This window comes from Photobacterium panuliri (genome assembly GCF_059920555.1).
Genome location: NZ_CP197192.1, coordinates 2,161,284 through 2,178,469, shown reverse-complemented (window position 1 = coordinate 2,178,469; position 17,186 = coordinate 2,161,284). Strand labels below are relative to the sequence as shown.

The following is a 17,186-nucleotide window of genomic DNA, read 5'->3' as shown; positions in this document are numbered from 1 at the left end:
TAGTGCTACCAAATCATAGTTGGCATGGCATGGCATGGCATGGTTTGGTAGCACGGAGTTTATTGGCTCTCAAATAAGAAGAGTTAGGCCGTAAGTTGAGCAATATCTGCTTTGGCCGTTTCAATTCCCTTGGTTGCCATATCGTCACCCATGTTCAGTGCTTCGCTGTAAACTACGTTGACGTCTGTAAGGCCGACAAATCCCAGAACCGTTTTCAGATAAGGGATCATGGTATCGGTTGCGCTGTCTTTGTGCATACCGCCACGAGTCGTGACGATAATGACCTTTTTGCCGGTGAGCAGTCCAACTGGGCCGTTCTCGGTGTAAGAGAATGTCACGCCAGCACGGGCAATAAGATCAAACCAGTTCTTTAGCTGGGTAGGAATAGCAAAGTTATACATAGGTGCACCAATTACGATGGTGTCGCTGTTTTTTACCTCTTCAATAAGGGTATTTGACAGTTCCAGTGCGTTTTGCTGTTTTTCGCTAAGGTTGTCACCACCACGCAAACCCATCGCGATTTCGCCATCAAGTACCGGCAATGGATTGTCAGCAAGATTTCGCTCTACAATCGTATTGTCAGCCAGAGCACCTACAAGATGATCAATAAGGCCATTGGATTGAGAGTAGTTGCCAAGAATGCTTGATTTTAAAACCAGTACGTTTGTCATAGTAAGCTCCTAAATGATGAGTATGCGCTAAGGCTTGAACAGAAATATACTCATCGAGTCGGTCTAATAAAAGCGGGAAAACCTGAGTATCTTGTTCAAAAAATTCGAACGAGATTATTTTTTACTTAAGCTTTTGTTTTTATTTATTAATTTATATTGACGTGGTTTTCTGGTGAAGACGTTATGGTTAAATGGTGATTGTTTTGTTGAATATGTTGATGTGGCTGTGTTGGTTAACGTTCAGCGTCGAGTTGGGGGAGTCGTTGTGAGGTTAAAGGCAAAAAAATAGCCCGAGACGACTCCTGTTTCGGGCTTAGGGGAATGGCTCGTGAGAGCCTTGCGCTAACTGGTTAGTAAATGGAGATCAATTACACTATCAATGTTAGTTCACGCAGAACATTTTGCCAGTATTGGCGTCGAGATTATCTTTCAACTCTGACACTTAACAAAAATATCCTGTATTGTGGTTAAAGCTGTTGTAGGAATTTGTACAGGCAAATACCGCTTATCACCGTGATGTATCTTGTCCCACTTTTCGCAAGGCTCATGACCTTGTTGCTAGATATCAAAAAGGTTGGTATCGCGAACTAATTCACGAGGCAGCCCGTTCTTGATGCGGTTTCCGACCCACTTACCAATTCCGATCGGGTAATCTCGGTAAGTGACGATGACTTCGCCTTGACCGGTAAGACCTTCAGGACGAATATCTCGTCCCATAAACCATTCTTTTGCATCCGCCGAGCCAAGATTAATAGCGGTACTTTCTTTGCCCGTTGCCAATGTCATTACGGATTCATGCTGCCAGCGGTAACCTTTCTTATGTTGCTCTGCCAATTTAATACCGATGCGCTGGAAGCGGATCTCGTCGATAAGGCTACGGAGTTGGCTTGGGAATAGCCAAACTTCTTTGTCGCGGAGCCAAATATCACCACCAGCAGGAATGGATAGCCCAAGATCTTTATTGAAGCTCTGTGCAATATCCTGTTGTTCTTTCGCACTTGCCTGAGTGAATGGGAATTTGCCTTTGCGCTTTTTCACTGCTGGTGATTCTACGGAAGCCAGTTTACGAATACGGGCCACAAAGAAGCCTTCGCTGTCGTAAATTTGCGGGTAAACGTGAAGGAAGCCTTCTTCGGTCAGGGCTTTTTCAGCACCGTCGAACAAATCACCAAGAGGTTCGAATTCCACGGCGTCGCCGAATGTCTCTTTCAGGTAATGACAAACCTGCTGGTTTTCGCTCAGGTTAAGGGTGCAGGTTGAATAGACCATGACCCCACCAGGCTTGAGTGCTTGGAAACCACTGATGATCAGATCGCGTTGGACGGCTGCAATATCTTCAACCGAGGCAAGGCTCCAGTTTGCCATCGCATCTTCATCCTTACGGATAGCACCCTCGCCAGAACAAGGAGCGTCGAGCAGGATGGAGTCAAACGATTCCGGTGCCCAACCGCCGAAGACACAACCATCGAAATGGGTTAGGGCGGCATTGTAGACACCACAACGCTGAAGGTTGGAGTGGAGAACCTTAATTCGGCTTGCCGCGAGTTCATTGGCAACCAGTGCGCCTTTGTTCTGCATTGCGGCCGCAATCTGGGTTGTTTTCGATCCCGGAGCAGAGGCCATGTCCAATACGCAGTCGAGGCGGTCATTGTCATTAAGAAGTGCCGTGACGGGCATCATCGAGCTGGCTTCTTGAATGTAGAAAAGGCCAGCCATATGCTCGGCAGTATTCCCTAGCGAGACACTTTCTTCATCTTTACGCTCGATCCAAAAGCCGGTTTCACACCATGGTACAGGTGTCAGGGTCCAGCCTTTGTCGGCAACGCGGTCAAGAAAATCGTCAACACTGATTTTCAGGGTGTTCACGCGAATGCTGCGGCGAAGAGGGGTTTTGCAGATCGCAACAAATTCATCAAGATCAAGATGAGCGGGAATGATTTGGCGGATCTGCTCGATAAAAGCGTCAGGGATATGGATGTTTGGATGCAAGGGAATGTCTCGTTACTCAAGCTGTAGGGCGGAAGTTTACCACCTGTCACGGCTTGGAAAAAGCAAGCAGAAAAAAGAAAGGAGTGCAAGGCACTCCTTTGTCTAACTTATCGTCATCTGGATGCCGTTGATTCGTTGATGATTAGAGGCGAATCGCGGCATACAGTGCACCTAGTGGGTTGGAATAGCCGTACGCCATTGTTTCCAATCAGGCTCCGGGGCTTGATGAAGCAAATAGTGGGCATCTGGTTTGGCCTTTATTTGCAGTGGCTGGGTTTCAGGCGTTGCAAAGGCAATTCCCCCGCGGATAAGGCTATCTACCGTGCCGCTTTGCAGCGAGGCGCCGGTAAGGCCAATCGTGACATCAATGCCAGATACGTTCCAGAACACCGTGTTCTTGCGCACAAGGTGGCTGTATTCTTGTTCTACCTGCGCTTTGATGATAACCCTGTCGGCCAACTCGCCCAGGCTGACGTCGACGACTTGGCCGACCTGAATATCACGGTACAGCAGAGGGGTGCCTTGAGAGATCGATTGGCGATTTTCACTCTCGAGGATAATTGTCAGCCCTTTGCTGAAGAGTTCGCTGGTACCAAGTTTGAATGTCTGGTTGTAGTGGCCTTCACCCGGCTCGACGGCAATATAGCTCCCGAGCAGGGTATCAAGATCCTTGGCTCCGGTGAGGCTTATCTGCGGTGTTACCACCCAGAAATAGCTCTCGGCTTTAGCTAGGGTTTTAGCATATTTAGGGAACAGGCGAGCTTGGATTAGTACGCTGTTGTGCTGGAAATCTGGCGATATATCAACGACTTTACCTACATTGACGCCTTGATAGCGAATGTCCGTATTAATGCTTAGCCCTTTGGCGTCTGCGGCAGTAAAGGTAACCAGTGTACCGAAGTTCTTCGCTTCTTGCAGATCTGAATAGAGCTTATATTGTTTACCGACTCGGTTGGTGACGCCTTCGATATCGTCAAAGGCAATGCCTCCCTTGAGCAGGGTCGCGACAGGGGCCGCTTTCACCTTGACGCCCGATAAGCCGGCTTCAACTTCAACCCCTGAACGGTTCCAGAAGACGGAGTTTGGTGTTAGCAGATGACGGTACTGGTTCTCAAGTTGCAATTTGATTGTGACACCGTCACTTGTTAGTGCGTAACTGCGGACTTCACCAACGGGCATATTGCGATAAAGCAGCGGGCTACCTTCCGATACCGGCGGCAATTCGTCGGCAAATAGGGTCAGGGTGGTATAACCGTGGGCTTTTTCTTCGGCGAGTGTTGCAAGCTGACGGCTCTTATAGAGCGGGTACTGCTTCATAACTTGCTTGCTGCCGTTACTGGTAAAGCTGATGCTTTGGCTAATGAGCTGCTCGGCAGGGGGGATCGTAACATCCAGTCCTTGGCTGCTGACATTGGCCTGAATACCCCCATCAATATAGAAGCGGCTGGCAGAGCGAACCAGCTGGGTGTATTCCGGTAAGATAAATACCTTGAAATGCACTTTACTGTTTTCAAGCTTAACGTGGGTGACTCGGCCAACCACAATGCCGCGATGCTTGATTTTGGTGCCGCGCTTGATGCCATAACTTTCATTGGCATAAAGGTCGAAGGTTGCAATGCCGTGTTGTTGCTCTTGGAGCTGGTCTTGGTCGATAGCAACAAAAGTACGGGTCGACTCGCCGGGTCCTGGCACAACGGTTAGAAAATTACCGCGAATCAGGTTGCCGATATTTTTAACGCCGTTGAGTGATAGCTCGGCTTCTTCGAGCAGCATTTTTGAACCAGTGGTCAGCAAGTCACTCATGCTTGGTTCGATGGCTGCATGGGCAATGATCTTCTGGCGGTCATCGCTGAGTTTCAAATCGGTGATTTGACCAATTGGCAATCCACGGTAGACGATGGGAGCTCCGCTTGCGTTGACATTGTTGCCTTCAGGCAGCTCAATGGTAATGGCTATACCACGGCCAGCGGTATTGAGATCAGGGTACAGGCGGAAAAGATGGCTCGGCTCGGTCAGCGGGCGGCCTTCGTCTGGAGAATCAAAGGCGATGGCTCCGCTGATCATCGCTGACAGGCTTTCGAATTGTACATCGACACCGTTGAAGCCGATATTGGCACTCATGCCACTGACATTCCAGAAGCGGCTTTTATTGGTAACAAGATTCGCGTACTGCGGTTTGATCAGTACGTCGATCAGCACCCGGCGCTTGCTGTGGCTCAAGGTGTAATTAAATACCTCGCCAACGGGGATCTTCTTGTACAGCACCTGAGAGCCGATATTGATCGAGCCTAGGTTTGGGGCTTGAAGTTGAATCTTCAAACCATCACCTACCGGGGTATCAGCTGGCTGGCTATCTAGGGCGGTGAATTCTTTGGCGGCTGCGCCGGTGCCCGGTTGCAAGGCGATATAGTTGCCTGACACCAAAGCATCTAGACCAGAAATACCGGTGATTGATGCTTTGGGTTTTACCAGCCAGAAGCGGGTATCTTCACGCAGGGTTTTCACCGCTTCTGGGTAGATATCGGCGGTGACATAGATACTTTTGAGATCGGTGGACAGGTTAACGTCACGAACGATGCCCACTTCAAGCCCTTGATAGCGGATAGTCGTACGCCCGGCCACCAAGCCAGCTGCATCATTGAAGTGTATTTTAATCCGTTCCCCGGCCTCGTTTACGGCATTGAATACCAGCCAACCGGCCAGTATCAATGAAAGTAAAGGCAGTATCCATAATGGCGAAAGCCCACGGTCTCGCTTTATATCTACCGATTCTGGCAGTGGGTTATTTTGTCCTGTGCTCATAGTTGTCCCATATCAGACGTGAATCTAGACTCTCTGCAGCTAGCATGGTGAGAACCACCACAACACCGAAGGCGATGGCGCCTGGGCCGGGGGTGAAATCCAGTAATTGCTCGCGGTCGATCAATGCAACCATGATGGAGATAACAAACAAGTCCATCATTGACCATTTACCGATCCATTGAATGAAGCGGTATACCCGCATTCGTAATAAATGATTGACCTTACGCTTGAATTGAATCATTAGCAGGATTAAGGCCAAACCAAGAATTTTGGCTAACGGAACAACAATACTGGCAACGAAAATAATGATCGCGATGCCATGCATATCTTGTTTGATAAGCGAGGCGACCCCGGAAAAAATGGTGTCTTCTGCGCGTTTGCCGTTGTTGAGAAAGATTGAAATCGGATATAGGTTGGCCGGAAAGATAAAGATACTTGCGGCAATCAGGTACGCCCATGTTTTCTGGATAGAATGTGGCATACGCTTGTGCAGCGGAGTATGGCACCGTACGCAATGGTCATGCTTGCTTTGAGACATATGGCAAGTATGGCAGTGGTGAGTAATGCTTTCGCGCTTATGATCGGTTTCTGGCTGCCATGCTTCCCAATAGTGATTGATACTGATACGTGTCAGTAGCAAAGAGAGCAGAATTTGCAGGATTACCAGCGAATAGAGCCCCGGGCCAACGAATATATCGGCGTAGTCCTGAACTTTGAAACAGGAAATCGCAAGACTGACGAGAAATACATCGAACATTGCCCAGTATTTGAAGTGCTCAATGATCCATAGTGATGATTTGAACAGCCTAAACTGTCGGCGCTGTAACCCATATTGGGCTCCGAGTACTGACAGGCATACCAGCAGGGGAGCGATGGAACTACAGAATAGGATCAGTCCTGCAACCAGCGGGAATTCAGGCGCTAATGTGAATGTACCCGATACGATGGTAGCGGGGATCATCACGCCGAACAGGCGGATAGTGATCATCGGGAAGATGTGGGCAGGAATAAACAGGATAAGGCAGGCAAGGGCAATGGCCAATTCTGCCGAGAACAGCCGCGATCCACCACGGTACAACCGAGTTTTGCAACGCGGGCAATATGCGCTCTGGCCGTGTTGGGCTACCTTTGGCAACACTGGCAGATCACAACCCGGGCAGAGTCTGGCTGTGGATGTGGTGCTCATGAATCTTATCCCCTAAACGAAACCAAGCGCATTGCTGCGCTCGGCTTGGTCACACTTGAATCATCTGGGCATGGATGACAACCAAGAAGATCAGCATGTTATCTAAATGAACAGAATATTATTATTTTATATTGAGTCTGGCTACAGAAACTTGCTGGCCTGTTTCCGCATTTGCTGACTCAGCAGATTGTACGTTGCCGTAAAGGGTCTGGTACAGTCCTGTCATATTCACCAGTTCATGGTGAGTGCCACTTTGGCTTACTTGGCCATCCTCGAGTACATAGATTACATCTGCTTGTTTAACCGCAGATAAACGATGGGCCACAATCAAGGTGGTTCTGCCTGCCAGAAACTCATTGAGGGCACGGTGCAGAGCGGCTTCAGTGGCGGTATCTAGCGCCGATGTAGCTTCGTCAAGAATGACAAACTCAGGGTTGGCAAGCACCATACGGGCAATAGCAAGGCGTTGTCGTTGGCCCCCTGATAGTTTAATCCCTTGCCTGCCGATTTCGGTGTCCAGCCCATCGGTCAGACGCTGGGTGACATCGGCCATCTGGGCAATATCGAGTGCCTGCCATAACTGCTCATCACTAAAGTCGTTACCCAAGCTCAGGTTGTGGCGGAGTGTATCATTAAATAATACTGGATGTTGTAAGACCACCGCCATCTTGTTGCGCAGCGCCTCGTAGCTAACGTCTTCTATTCTTTCGCCGTTGATCAATATATCGCCTGCATCTTTTTGGTAGATACCAAGCAATAATTGGATGAGGGTAGATTTACCGCCCCCAGAAGAGCCGACCAGAGCGACCCGCTTGCCTGCAGGTATATGAAGGTGGAGTCCACGGAGGACATCTTTGTCTTCATCATAGGCAAATTGCAGGTTGTTAATTTGGATGTCGATAGTCTCGCCGTCGCGGAATGGGTTGACGGTCTGTACCGGGCGTACTTCTTCATCGAGGGAGAGCAGCGTGTTGAGGCGCTGCATCGCAGCGGATGCACTGTACCAGGCAAATTGAATACCGAGGAGCTCTTGTACCGGGCCAAGCATAAACCACAGGTAACCAAATACGGCAAACATTTGGCCGACGCTCAGATCGGTAAATAGCACCATGATCATAGCCATGGCTCGGAATAGCTCGAACCCGACGAGGAATAAAAGGAAGGAAATACGTCCAGCCGCCTCAGACTGCCATGCATACTTGTCTGCGTCGTGGCGGATATCGTTCGCGCTGCCTTTGAGTTGATCGAGAAAGTCGCGCTCGCGGTTGGCTGCACGCAGCTGGTAGATCCCGTCTAAAGTTTCGACCAGCCGTTGCTGAAAGCGTTCGAATGACTGGTTTTCAAGCTTCTTCAGGGTTTTGACCCGGTTGCCCATCAGTTTGGATGCATAGACAACCAACGGGTTCACCAACAAGATAAAGAGGCCAAGCTGCCAGTTAAGCCATAGCAGGATAATGGCGGTGCCAACCACGGTAAGCAGGCCGATCAGAAAACGGCTGAGGGTATCGCCGACAAACTTGTCGATGGTCTCAACGTCGGTAATAAGGTGGGAAGTAATTCCGCCGCTGCCGCGCTCTTCGTATTGACGCATGCTAATCCGGCCGAGCTTGTCTATCAAGTGCTGGCGCATCTTGAAGGTAATGTCTTTGGCAACAAGCGTAAATTGGCGACTTTGCAGAATGTTGAGTGCTTGGCTTGCGATACGCATGATCACGACCATCAGCAGCACCAGTAGGATATAGGCCGTATGCTGGTGCCATGCCTGAGGTAAGATCTGGTTCATAAAGGCGATGCCGTCGCCGGGTTTGTTAAGTAGGATCTCATCAACCATTAACGGCATAAGAAGAGGAATGGGCACGCTGATGAGTGTTGCAACGATGGCAATAAGATTTGCAGAGATGAGCCGAGGCTTATGATGTTTTGCTTGCGTTATTAGCCAAGACCAGTTAATCATTTGGTTTGTATCGCCTTTCACAATGATAATGATTCCTATTACGTGTGTTGGCGCCATTCTATCGGCAATCTGTGGAGTAAGCCATGACAAATCTGTCTGATTTTTATAAAACACTCACTAAGCAAGCCGTAGCCCTGATTGAAGGGGAGTCAGATCTTATCGCCAATATGAGTAATATTAGTGCGTTGCTGGCGATGGAGTTAGAAGAGATTAATTGGGTTGGCTTTTATCTTCTCAAAGATGGGGAGTTGGTGCTCGGCCCGTTCCAGGGGAAGCCGGCTTGTGTACGTATTCCCGTAGGGCGGGGTGTGTGCGGAACGGCTGTCTCCGAACAGCGTATTCAACGCGTTGAAGATGTTCATCAGTTCGCCGGACATATTGCCTGTGATGCAGAGAGTAATTCAGAGATCGTACTGCCACTGTTTGTTAAGGGCGAACTGATCGGCGTATTGGATATTGACAGCCCAAAACTATCAAGATTTAACCAATCTGACGAGGATGGGTTGGCAACTTTGTTAGAAGAAATACAAAAAAGGCTCTAATTGTATGCTTTCGGTGGTTTTTCAGCGTTAGGTAACTATAATAGCGGAACAAATTTCTTTTTGATTTAAGTACCAACGGCGGGGATGCTCGCCTTTGTCAGGAAAGTCCATGGAAAACTCTGAAAAGCTAACGAACAGTAAAGAAGTGATTGCTTATATTGCTGAGCGTTTCCCAAAATGTTTTACAGTTGAAGGTGAAGCGAAGCCACTTAAAATCGGTATCTTCCAAGATTTGGCAGAACGCCTTGGCGATGACCCGAAAGTAAGTAAGACTCAGCTACGTACAGCACTACGTCAGTACACTTCTTCCTGGCGTTACCTTCACGGCGTGAAAGCTGGTGCAAACCGCGTTGATCTAGATGGCAACGAGTGTGGTGTACTGGAGCAAGAACACGTTGAGCATGCGAAGCAAGCGCTAGAGGAAAGCAAAGCCAAAGTGCGTGCACGCCGTAAAGAGCAGGCCGACGCAAAGGTATCTGCCGACAAACAGGGTGAGGCGACAGCGAAAAAAATTCGTGCAAAATCGGCTAAACCAAAGAACACTAAACAAAAAACGACTAAGCTAAATAAAAAGCCTGCAGAAACCACCCGTGCACTAACAGCTGATGAAGTTGTTGTTGGCAAAGACGTTAGTGTGAACATGGGCTCTGGAAACATGCCGGCGACTATCGTTGAAATCAATAAGGACGATGTGCGTGTTCGTTTAGCGAATGGTTTGACCATGGTAGTTAAAGCGGAGCACCTACGTTCGTAGATGGAGAATGCTCGACGCATGAAATGTCGATTCCGTTTCTCACTGATCGCTGCCGGCATGATGCTGGCAGCATCGGCACAGGCCCTAGAGGCCAAATATACATTAAGTGATATCCCGCAGCTTGCCCCCGAAAAGCAGCATGCCACTGCAAGTAAACGTGTTGCTTCTCGCTTTACGCGTTCTCACTACAAGCAGTTTTCTCTTAATGATCAATTCTCAGCCAGTATGTTCGATCGTTACATTGAAATGCTGGATTACAACAAAAGCTTTTTAACGGCATCTGATATTCAGCAGTTTGATAAATGGCAAAACCAGCTTGATGACCAGCTTAAACGCGGGGATACATCAGCGGCGTTTGATATTTACAATACCGCCTTGAAGCGTCGTTATGACCGCTATCAATATGCGCTTACCTTGTTAGATCGTGAAATCAACTTCGACATTGACGAAGAGATGGTGCTGGATCGTTCTGAGTTGCCTTGGGCCAAGGATCGCAATGAGCTCAATGAAATTTGGCGCAAGCGTGTGAAATACGATGCGTTGAATTTAAAGCTTGCGGGTAAAAACTGGGATGAAATAAAAGAGACCTTAAGCAAGCGTTATAATAATGCGCTTAAGCGTTTGACCCAGACCCACAGCGAAGATGTGTTCCAACTTTACATGAACGCTTTTGCGCGTGAAGTTGACCCTCACACAAGTTATCTTTCCCCGCGTAATGCAGAACAATTCCAGTCTGAGATGAATCTGTCTCTAGAAGGGATCGGTGCTGTGTTACAAGTTGTCGATGACTATACCGTTATTCGTTCACTTGTTGCTGGTGGACCGGCATCATCAACGAAGAAACTTACCGCAGGCGATCGCATTATTGGCGTAGCTCAAGATGGCAAGCAGATGGTTGATGTTATCGGCTGGCGCTTGGATGATGTTGTTCAGTTAATCAAAGGCCCGAAAGGGAGTAAGGTGAAGCTGGAAATCCTGCCAGAGGGTAATAACGCAAAAAGTTACGATGTCACGATTGTTCGTGACAAAATTCGTCTAGAAGATCGTGCAGCCAAGTCAGAGGTTGAGACCGCTGACGGCAAGAAAATTGGGGTTATTGAAATTCCAAGTTTCTATGTTGGTCTATCTGAAGATGTGAAAAAAGAACTGGCTAAATTAAACAATAGTCAGGTCGACGCTGTTGTTATTGATTTACGTAACAATGGTGGTGGTGCACTTACTGAAGCGACAGCATTAACGGGGCTGTTTATTAACAGCGGTCCGGTGGTACAGGTGCGTGACAGTTACGGTCGAGTGAAAGTGAATGGCGATTCAGATGATCGTGTTTACTTTGATGGTCCGCTGACGGTATTGATAAACCGTTATAGTGCATCGGCATCTGAAATCTTCGCGGCAGCGATGCAGGATTATGGCCGAGCTGTTATTCTGGGCGAGCAGTCATTTGGTAAGGGTACGGTACAGCAGCATCGTTCTTTAAATCATATTTATGATTTGTTCGATAAGCCGCTGGGTCATGTTCAGTACACGATTCAGAAATTCTACCGCATCAACGGTGGTAGTACCCAGAATTTGGGTGTCGTGCCTGACATCGCTTTCCCTACAGCCGTTGATCCATCGGAAACAGGCGAGAGTGTTGAAGATAATGCACTGCCGTGGGATAGCATTAAAGCTGCCGATTACCAGAAGCTTTATAATTTTTCGACTGTCTTGCCATCACTTGAGCAGAAACATGATGCCCGAGTAGGTAAAGATATGGAATTTGGTTTTATCAATCAGGATATTGCCAAGTATAAAGTTGAAAAAGACATCAACACGATTTCGCTTAGCGAGAAAGTGCGAATTGCCGAGCGTGACAAAGAAGATGCGGCTCGATTGGCTCGTCTGAATGAACGTCAGAAGCAACAAGGCAAGAAGACATTTGCGACGTTGGATGATGTGCCGAAAGACTATGAAGCCCCTGATGCTTATCTTGATGAAGCATTAGTTATTTCGGCTGATTTAGCTAAAGCACAAGGTTAATTCCATCTAGCAACCTTATTAAAAACGGTACCTTCGGGTGCCGTTTTTTTTAATTAGAATAAGGGCTTGTTGGTTTTGATAGCTCATGTCTCATTTGCGAGACGAATGTGATCATATCTGTGATATTCATCGAATTTCTCATCACTCCTTGAAAATGAAGGCTAGGGTTAAAGATAGGTAATGAATCTGTCTGGAAGAGGGAGTGCTTATGAATAAGTCGTTACTGGTTGCCATTTTACTGATATTTGCAACATTTAACGCTAAAGCCTCTGATCTAACAGAGTTCGATTATCCCTTGCTGCTTGGTGACTGGTATTGGTTTAGCAATACAGATGAAGGCGTTGAGAGTGAAGGGGCAAGTTATCGTGCGATGAATGTGAAATTCAAATCTGATTACCGTTTTGTTATTCGCTTGCTGCAGGTGGATGGTAGCGTTGATGAGTGGAGTGGCATCTATGATATTGATGAAACAACGGTAACCTTTCGATCTCGTGGCCAGCCGGAGCAACAGCATAGCTATATGCTAAGCTACAATCAGTTCTTACTTGATGGCGCACGTTTTACTAAGTTGGCTCCAGAGAATTTACCAGGTAATTGGCGTTCGGCGCAGATTTCAGGGCAAGATGTCGGTGATGCGGTCTCTGAGCTTTCTATCTCTTTACGGCCAGACTTTTTATTCTCAGCTGAAGTTTCAGGTAAAGATGGCAAGAAAAAAGAGCACAGAGGGATTTACTACATCGAGGATGATCGCATTGTTTTGATTTATGAAGACGGTCAGCAAGATAGTCAGTTTAGCCTTGGGAGTGACACCCTAACATTAACCAACAAGCAATTTGGTATGGAAGCTGTTATGCGAAGAGAGTAGCAGGGTTAAATGCGGGCCTCTTATCAATAAAAAACCTCCCATTGGGAGGTTTTTTATTGATCCGTTAACAGATGATGTTTAGCTAACAATTTGGAATGCCTGTCGTAATTGGCTTAGGTAGCCTTCGTCACGACAAATACTCTTGCCCGGTTCATCTGAAATTTTGGCAACTGGTCGTCCTTCGCACTCAGTAAGTTTGAGAACGACATTCAGGGTTTTGACCCCTGGAAGATCACAGGTTAGCTGTGTACCGATACCAAAGCTGGTATTAATACGATGAGCAAAATGTTTATAGATGGCCAACGCCTTATTAAGGGTCAGGCTATCAGAAAAGACCAGTGACTTTGTCTTAGGATCAATCTCCAGTTCTTCATAATGTGCTATGGCTTTTTCGCCCCAGGCAATAGGATCACCGCTGTCATGGCGTAGGCCGACAAATCGCTCTGACAGGCGAAGGTCGAAGTCACGCAGGAATGCATCCATGTTGATGCAGTCGGTTAGGGCAATACCTAGGCTGTCTGGATATTCTTGAAGCCAGCGGTTAAGAGCCAGCTGTTGTGAATCAGCAAGTTCACCAGAAAGCTGTTGGTGCGCTTGGAACCATTCATGAGCTTGCGTTCCCACAGGGGTCAGGTTACGGGTGCGCGCCAGATGGTAGTTCGATGTGCCTTTGAATTCAGGAACATGATTATGAAGGTATTCGACAACACGATGGTGCACGGCCTTGGAGAATCGACGGCGTGTACCGAAATCCACCAGCGAGAAAGCATCAAGGTTAATGCCTTCTGCATCAGCTTTTTGGTAGAAGTCTGCTAATTTTGATTTTAACTGCTCGATGGCGTCATCAGCAGTCAATTCAGGGTAGAAGTGCTTGCAGCGAACTTCACAGATGATGGCAAGTAACGGTACTTCCCATAAAATGATATCTAACCAAGTGCCACGAATCGTGATGGCTAGTTGTTCACCGTCGCGGTCAATGTGAACTTGTTTACTGTCTAGTTTGAAAGTTTTAAGAAACTCAAGGTAATCCGCTTTGAAGAAAGATAAGGTCGAGAGATAGGCGATCTCGTCTTCAGTGAAAGACAAACCGGATAGACGATCAATTTGCTCTTGAATCTCTTGGCTGTATGGACGTAGGTCTTCCTTGCTTCTGCAATGGAACTCGGCCACTGCTTCAACAGTCGGATATTGGTGAAAAATTGCTTGCTGCATATGCAATTTATATGCATCAGTATCAAGCAGGGAATCGATAATCCCAATGTGTCCAAAATGATTCATAACGTATGTGGTTGTATTTTCCAATCCGGAGATTTTACCTTATTTTGAGCTTGAGTTGCCTCAAAATGTTTCAGATAGTTGCATTTTTTAGGGACAGTACGATACGCCGAAATGGCACTAACAACAAGCCTAACGGGTGTTTTTTGTAGTTATATAATACTTTGTGTTAATGGGATGTTTTTAAATCGATCTTGCTGTTAGGTTTGATTTAGGTAAACATTACTGTTCGTCATATAAGTATAGACAATAGAATGCGCCATAAGTGGACTTGGAGTTGGCGAAAAGAACTGCATAAGCGTGCAAACTTTCAGCATTCGTAAGTGTGAATGAGAAACATATCGCCAATGATGGGGAATCAGCTTGTTTGATGGCGTCAAACGCAGAATAATGGACATATAACCGCATCTTGAATTTTTCAGCCATTATGATGGCATCGCGGAACATAGAAGGAATTATTATGGCCGACCAAGCTTTTATCCAGCCAACAGCGAAATACCGCTCTGATTACCAGTCTCCGGATTTTACCATTACCGATCTAGATTTAGTGTTTGACCTTTACGATACCGCAACGCGTGTTGTTGCGAATAGTAAGGTGATTCGCTTGAATGAAGCGGCAACCTCTCTGGAACTTGATGGCGATTCGCTCACCTTGGTTCGCTTGCAAATCAACGGCAATGACTGGCAGGACTATCTTGAGCAAGACGGAAAATTGCTAATTAACAACCTGCCTGCACAGTTTGACCTGTTGATTGAAACTGAAATCAACCCAGAGGCAAACACCGCACTGGAAGGGCTTTACAAATCGGGTGGGGCATTCTGTACCCAGTGTGAAGCTGAAGGTTTCCGTCGTATTACCTATTATCAGGATCGTCCAGACGTATTGGCACGTTTTACGACCAAGGTTATTGCTGATAAAGCTCAATACCCATTCCTGCTAAGTAATGGTAACCGTATTGATGGCGGTGAGTTGGAAGGTGGCCGCCACTGGGTGCAATGGCAAGACCCATTCCCGAAACCAAGCTACCTATTTGCGCTGGTTGCGGGTGATTTTGATGTATTGCGTGACAGCTACAAGACGGTAAGTGGCCGTGATGTAGCTTTGGAGATTTTTGTCGATAAGGGCAACTTGGATCGTGCCGAGTACGCGATGACATCTCTGATCAATTCTATGAAGTGGGACGAAGAGCGTTTCGGCCTTGAATATGATCTTGATATCTACATGATTGTCGCGGTTGATTTTTTCAATATGGGCGCAATGGAGAACAAAGGACTGAATGTCTTTAACTCTAAGTTCGTATTGGCAAACTCAAAGACAGCGACAGACACTGACTACCAGGGAATCGAAGCGGTAATTGGCCACGAATACTTCCATAACTGGACCGGTAACCGTGTTACTTGTCGAGATTGGTTCCAGCTAAGCCTGAAAGAGGGTTTGACGGTATTCCGTGATCAGGAATTTTCGTCAGATCTTGGCTCTCGCCCGGTAAACCGAATCAACAATGTTCGCATTATGCGCGGCCCTCAGTTTGCTGAGGACCGTGGTCCGATGGCGCATCCTATTCGTCCAGAAAAAGTAATTGAGATGAATAACTTCTATACACTGACTGTGTATGAGAAGGGTAGCGAAGTGATCCGTATGATGCATACCTTGCTGGGTGAGAAAAACTTCCAGGCCGGTATGAAATTGTACTTTGAGCGTCATGATGGCACCGCAGCGACCTGTGATGACTTTGTCGCGGCAATGGAAGATGCCTCGGGTATTAGCCTTGAGACATTCCGTCGCTGGTATAGCCAATCAGGCACGCCGGTTGTGGAAGTCGCGACGCAATACCTCGCAGAACAGAAACGTTACCGTGTCACTGTTAAGCAGCATACACCGGCAACGCCTGATCAGGCTGAGAAACAACCACTTCATATTCCATTCGATATCGAGCTTTACGATTCGAAAGGTGGGGTGATTGCACTGGAAATGGACGGTAAGCCAGTACATAGCGTATTGGATGTGACTGAAGCCGAGCAAGTGTTTGAGTTTGAAAATGTCGGCGAAGCACCCGTTATCTCTATGCTTCGTGAGTTTTCGGCGCCTGTTGTACTGAAGTACGACTATACCGATGAAGAGCTGATCTTCTTGATGGTGCATGCCCGCAATGAGTTTGCCCGTTGGGATGCCGGCCAGATTTTGCTGGCTAAATACATTAAGGCGAATGTTGCACGTAGCCAGCAGGGTGAGCAATTCGAATTGCCTGAATCTGTAATCGATGCGTTCCGCGGCGTATTGCTTGATGAGACATTGGATCCAGCCTTTATTGCTGAAATGCTCACTCTGCCAAGCGAAAACGAAGTTGCTGGTTGGTATGATATCGTTGATGTGGATGCGATCAACAAGGTATTGTCCAATGTGACAACCTCGTTGTCGAATGCGATGACCGATGAGTTTTCGGCAATGTACCATTCGCTGAATCAGGGCGAGTACAGTATTGATCATGAGGCAATGGCCAAGCGCGCTTTACGCAATACTTGCTTGGCGTACTTAGCTTATACCGAACAGGGTGATGCACTGGTAGCTAAGCAGTATGCTGAGTCTGACAACATGACAGATACTATTGCGGCAATGGCTGCAGCCAACGATGCCCAATTACCATGTCGTGCAGTTCAGATGGCTGACTTCAGTGAAAAGTGGACGCATGATGGCTTGGTTATGGACAAGTGGTTTGTTCTGCAAGGTAAGAACCCAGGCGAAAATGCACTTGCCAATGTACGTGAAACCATGAAGCATACGGCATTTGATTTGAAGAACCCGAACCGAACCCGTAGTTTGGTGGCAAGCTTCTGTGCAAACAACCCAGTTCGTTTCCATGCCAAAGATGGTTCTGGCTACCAGTTCCTGACGGAAATCCTGAAGGCACTGAATACCAGCAATCCGCAGGTGGCATCGCGTTTGATTGAGCCATTCCTCAAATATCGTCAATATGATGAGCAGCGTCAGGCATTGATGCGAACTGAACTTGAGAGCTTGTCGCAGTTGGATAATCTGGCGAAAGATCTGTATGAAAAAGTACAGAAGGCACTGGATCTGTAAGTTGTCTATAGGCTAGAGCTTTAGGTAGACTAGGGGCGCAGTGTGAA

General features: G+C 47.3%; 11 protein-coding genes. 5 read left to right on the top strand and 6 right to left on the bottom strand.

Annotated elements, in window-relative coordinates:
* Positions 1-83: 83 nt before the first annotated feature.
* The 5 genes from ACSF8X_RS10080 to ACSF8X_RS10060 all read right to left on the bottom strand — a co-directional run bounded on the left by ACSF8X_RS10080 (position 84) and on the right by ACSF8X_RS10060 (position 8,602).
* Positions 84-671: an FMN-dependent NADH-azoreductase gene (locus ACSF8X_RS10080; RefSeq protein ID WP_500849834.1), complete on the bottom strand. Its 588-nt coding sequence runs from the start codon at positions 669-671 to the stop codon at positions 84-86.
* Positions 672-1,229: 558 nt separating this feature from the next.
* Positions 1,230-2,660, bottom strand: a complete 1,431-nt coding sequence (gene rsmF / locus ACSF8X_RS10075) for a 16S rRNA (cytosine(1407)-C(5))-methyltransferase RsmF (protein WP_500849833.1) — start codon at positions 2,658-2,660, stop codon at positions 1,230-1,232.
* Positions 2,661-2,831: 171 nt separating this feature from the next.
* On the bottom strand, positions 2,832-5,462 hold the full coding sequence (locus ACSF8X_RS10070) for an MlaD family protein (protein ID WP_500849832.1): 2,631 nt from the start codon (positions 5,460-5,462) through the stop codon (positions 2,832-2,834).
* Positions 5,443-6,648, bottom strand: coding sequence for a paraquat-inducible protein A (locus ACSF8X_RS10065; RefSeq protein ID WP_047880211.1), 1,206 nt, complete (start codon positions 6,646-6,648; stop codon positions 5,443-5,445). Before ACSF8X_RS10065 ends, ACSF8X_RS10070 begins: the two co-directional genes overlap by 20 nt.
* A gap of 121 nt (positions 6,649-6,769) precedes the next feature.
* Positions 6,770-8,602 (bottom strand): ABC transporter ATP-binding protein, encoded by a 1,833-nt coding sequence (locus ACSF8X_RS10060; RefSeq protein ID WP_500849831.1) that lies wholly within the window; start codon positions 8,600-8,602, stop codon positions 6,770-6,772.
* 83 nt (positions 8,603-8,685) lie between these two features.
* Here ACSF8X_RS10060 and ACSF8X_RS10055 point away from each other — a divergent pair, with 83 nt between their 5' ends.
* From ACSF8X_RS10055 to ACSF8X_RS10040, 4 genes are all read left to right on the top strand, one after another.
* Positions 8,686-9,144, top strand: coding sequence for a GAF domain-containing protein (locus ACSF8X_RS10055; protein WP_500849830.1), 459 nt, complete (start codon positions 8,686-8,688; stop codon positions 9,142-9,144).
* Between the two features lie 109 nt (positions 9,145-9,253).
* Positions 9,254-9,898: an RNA chaperone ProQ gene (gene proQ / locus ACSF8X_RS10050; RefSeq protein ID WP_047880209.1), complete on the top strand. Its 645-nt coding sequence runs from the start codon at positions 9,254-9,256 to the stop codon at positions 9,896-9,898.
* Between the two features lie 18 nt (positions 9,899-9,916).
* The gene (gene prc / locus ACSF8X_RS10045; protein ID WP_047880208.1) at positions 9,917-11,917 is read left to right on the top strand and encodes a carboxy terminal-processing peptidase; all 2,001 of its coding nucleotides are present in this window, start codon (positions 9,917-9,919) and stop codon (positions 11,915-11,917) included.
* 208 nt (positions 11,918-12,125) lie between these two features.
* Positions 12,126-12,782, top strand: a complete 657-nt coding sequence (locus tag ACSF8X_RS10040; protein WP_047880207.1) for a lipocalin family protein — start codon at positions 12,126-12,128, stop codon at positions 12,780-12,782.
* 78 nt (positions 12,783-12,860) lie between these two features.
* On the opposite strand, the gene pncB is transcribed toward ACSF8X_RS10040, so the two are convergent.
* Positions 12,861-14,060 carry a nicotinate phosphoribosyltransferase gene (gene pncB / locus ACSF8X_RS10035; RefSeq protein WP_500849829.1) on the bottom strand — a complete coding sequence of 400 codons (1,200 nt, stop codon included), beginning with the start codon at positions 14,058-14,060 and terminating at the stop codon, positions 12,861-12,863.
* 457 nt (positions 14,061-14,517) lie between these two features.
* On the opposite strand from pncB, the gene pepN reads away from it, so the two are divergent.
* Complete coding sequence (gene pepN / locus ACSF8X_RS10030; RefSeq protein WP_500849828.1) at positions 14,518-17,139, top strand: aminopeptidase N; 2,622 nt, start codon at positions 14,518-14,520, stop codon at positions 17,137-17,139.
* The last annotated feature ends 47 nt before the right edge of the window (positions 17,140-17,186 follow it).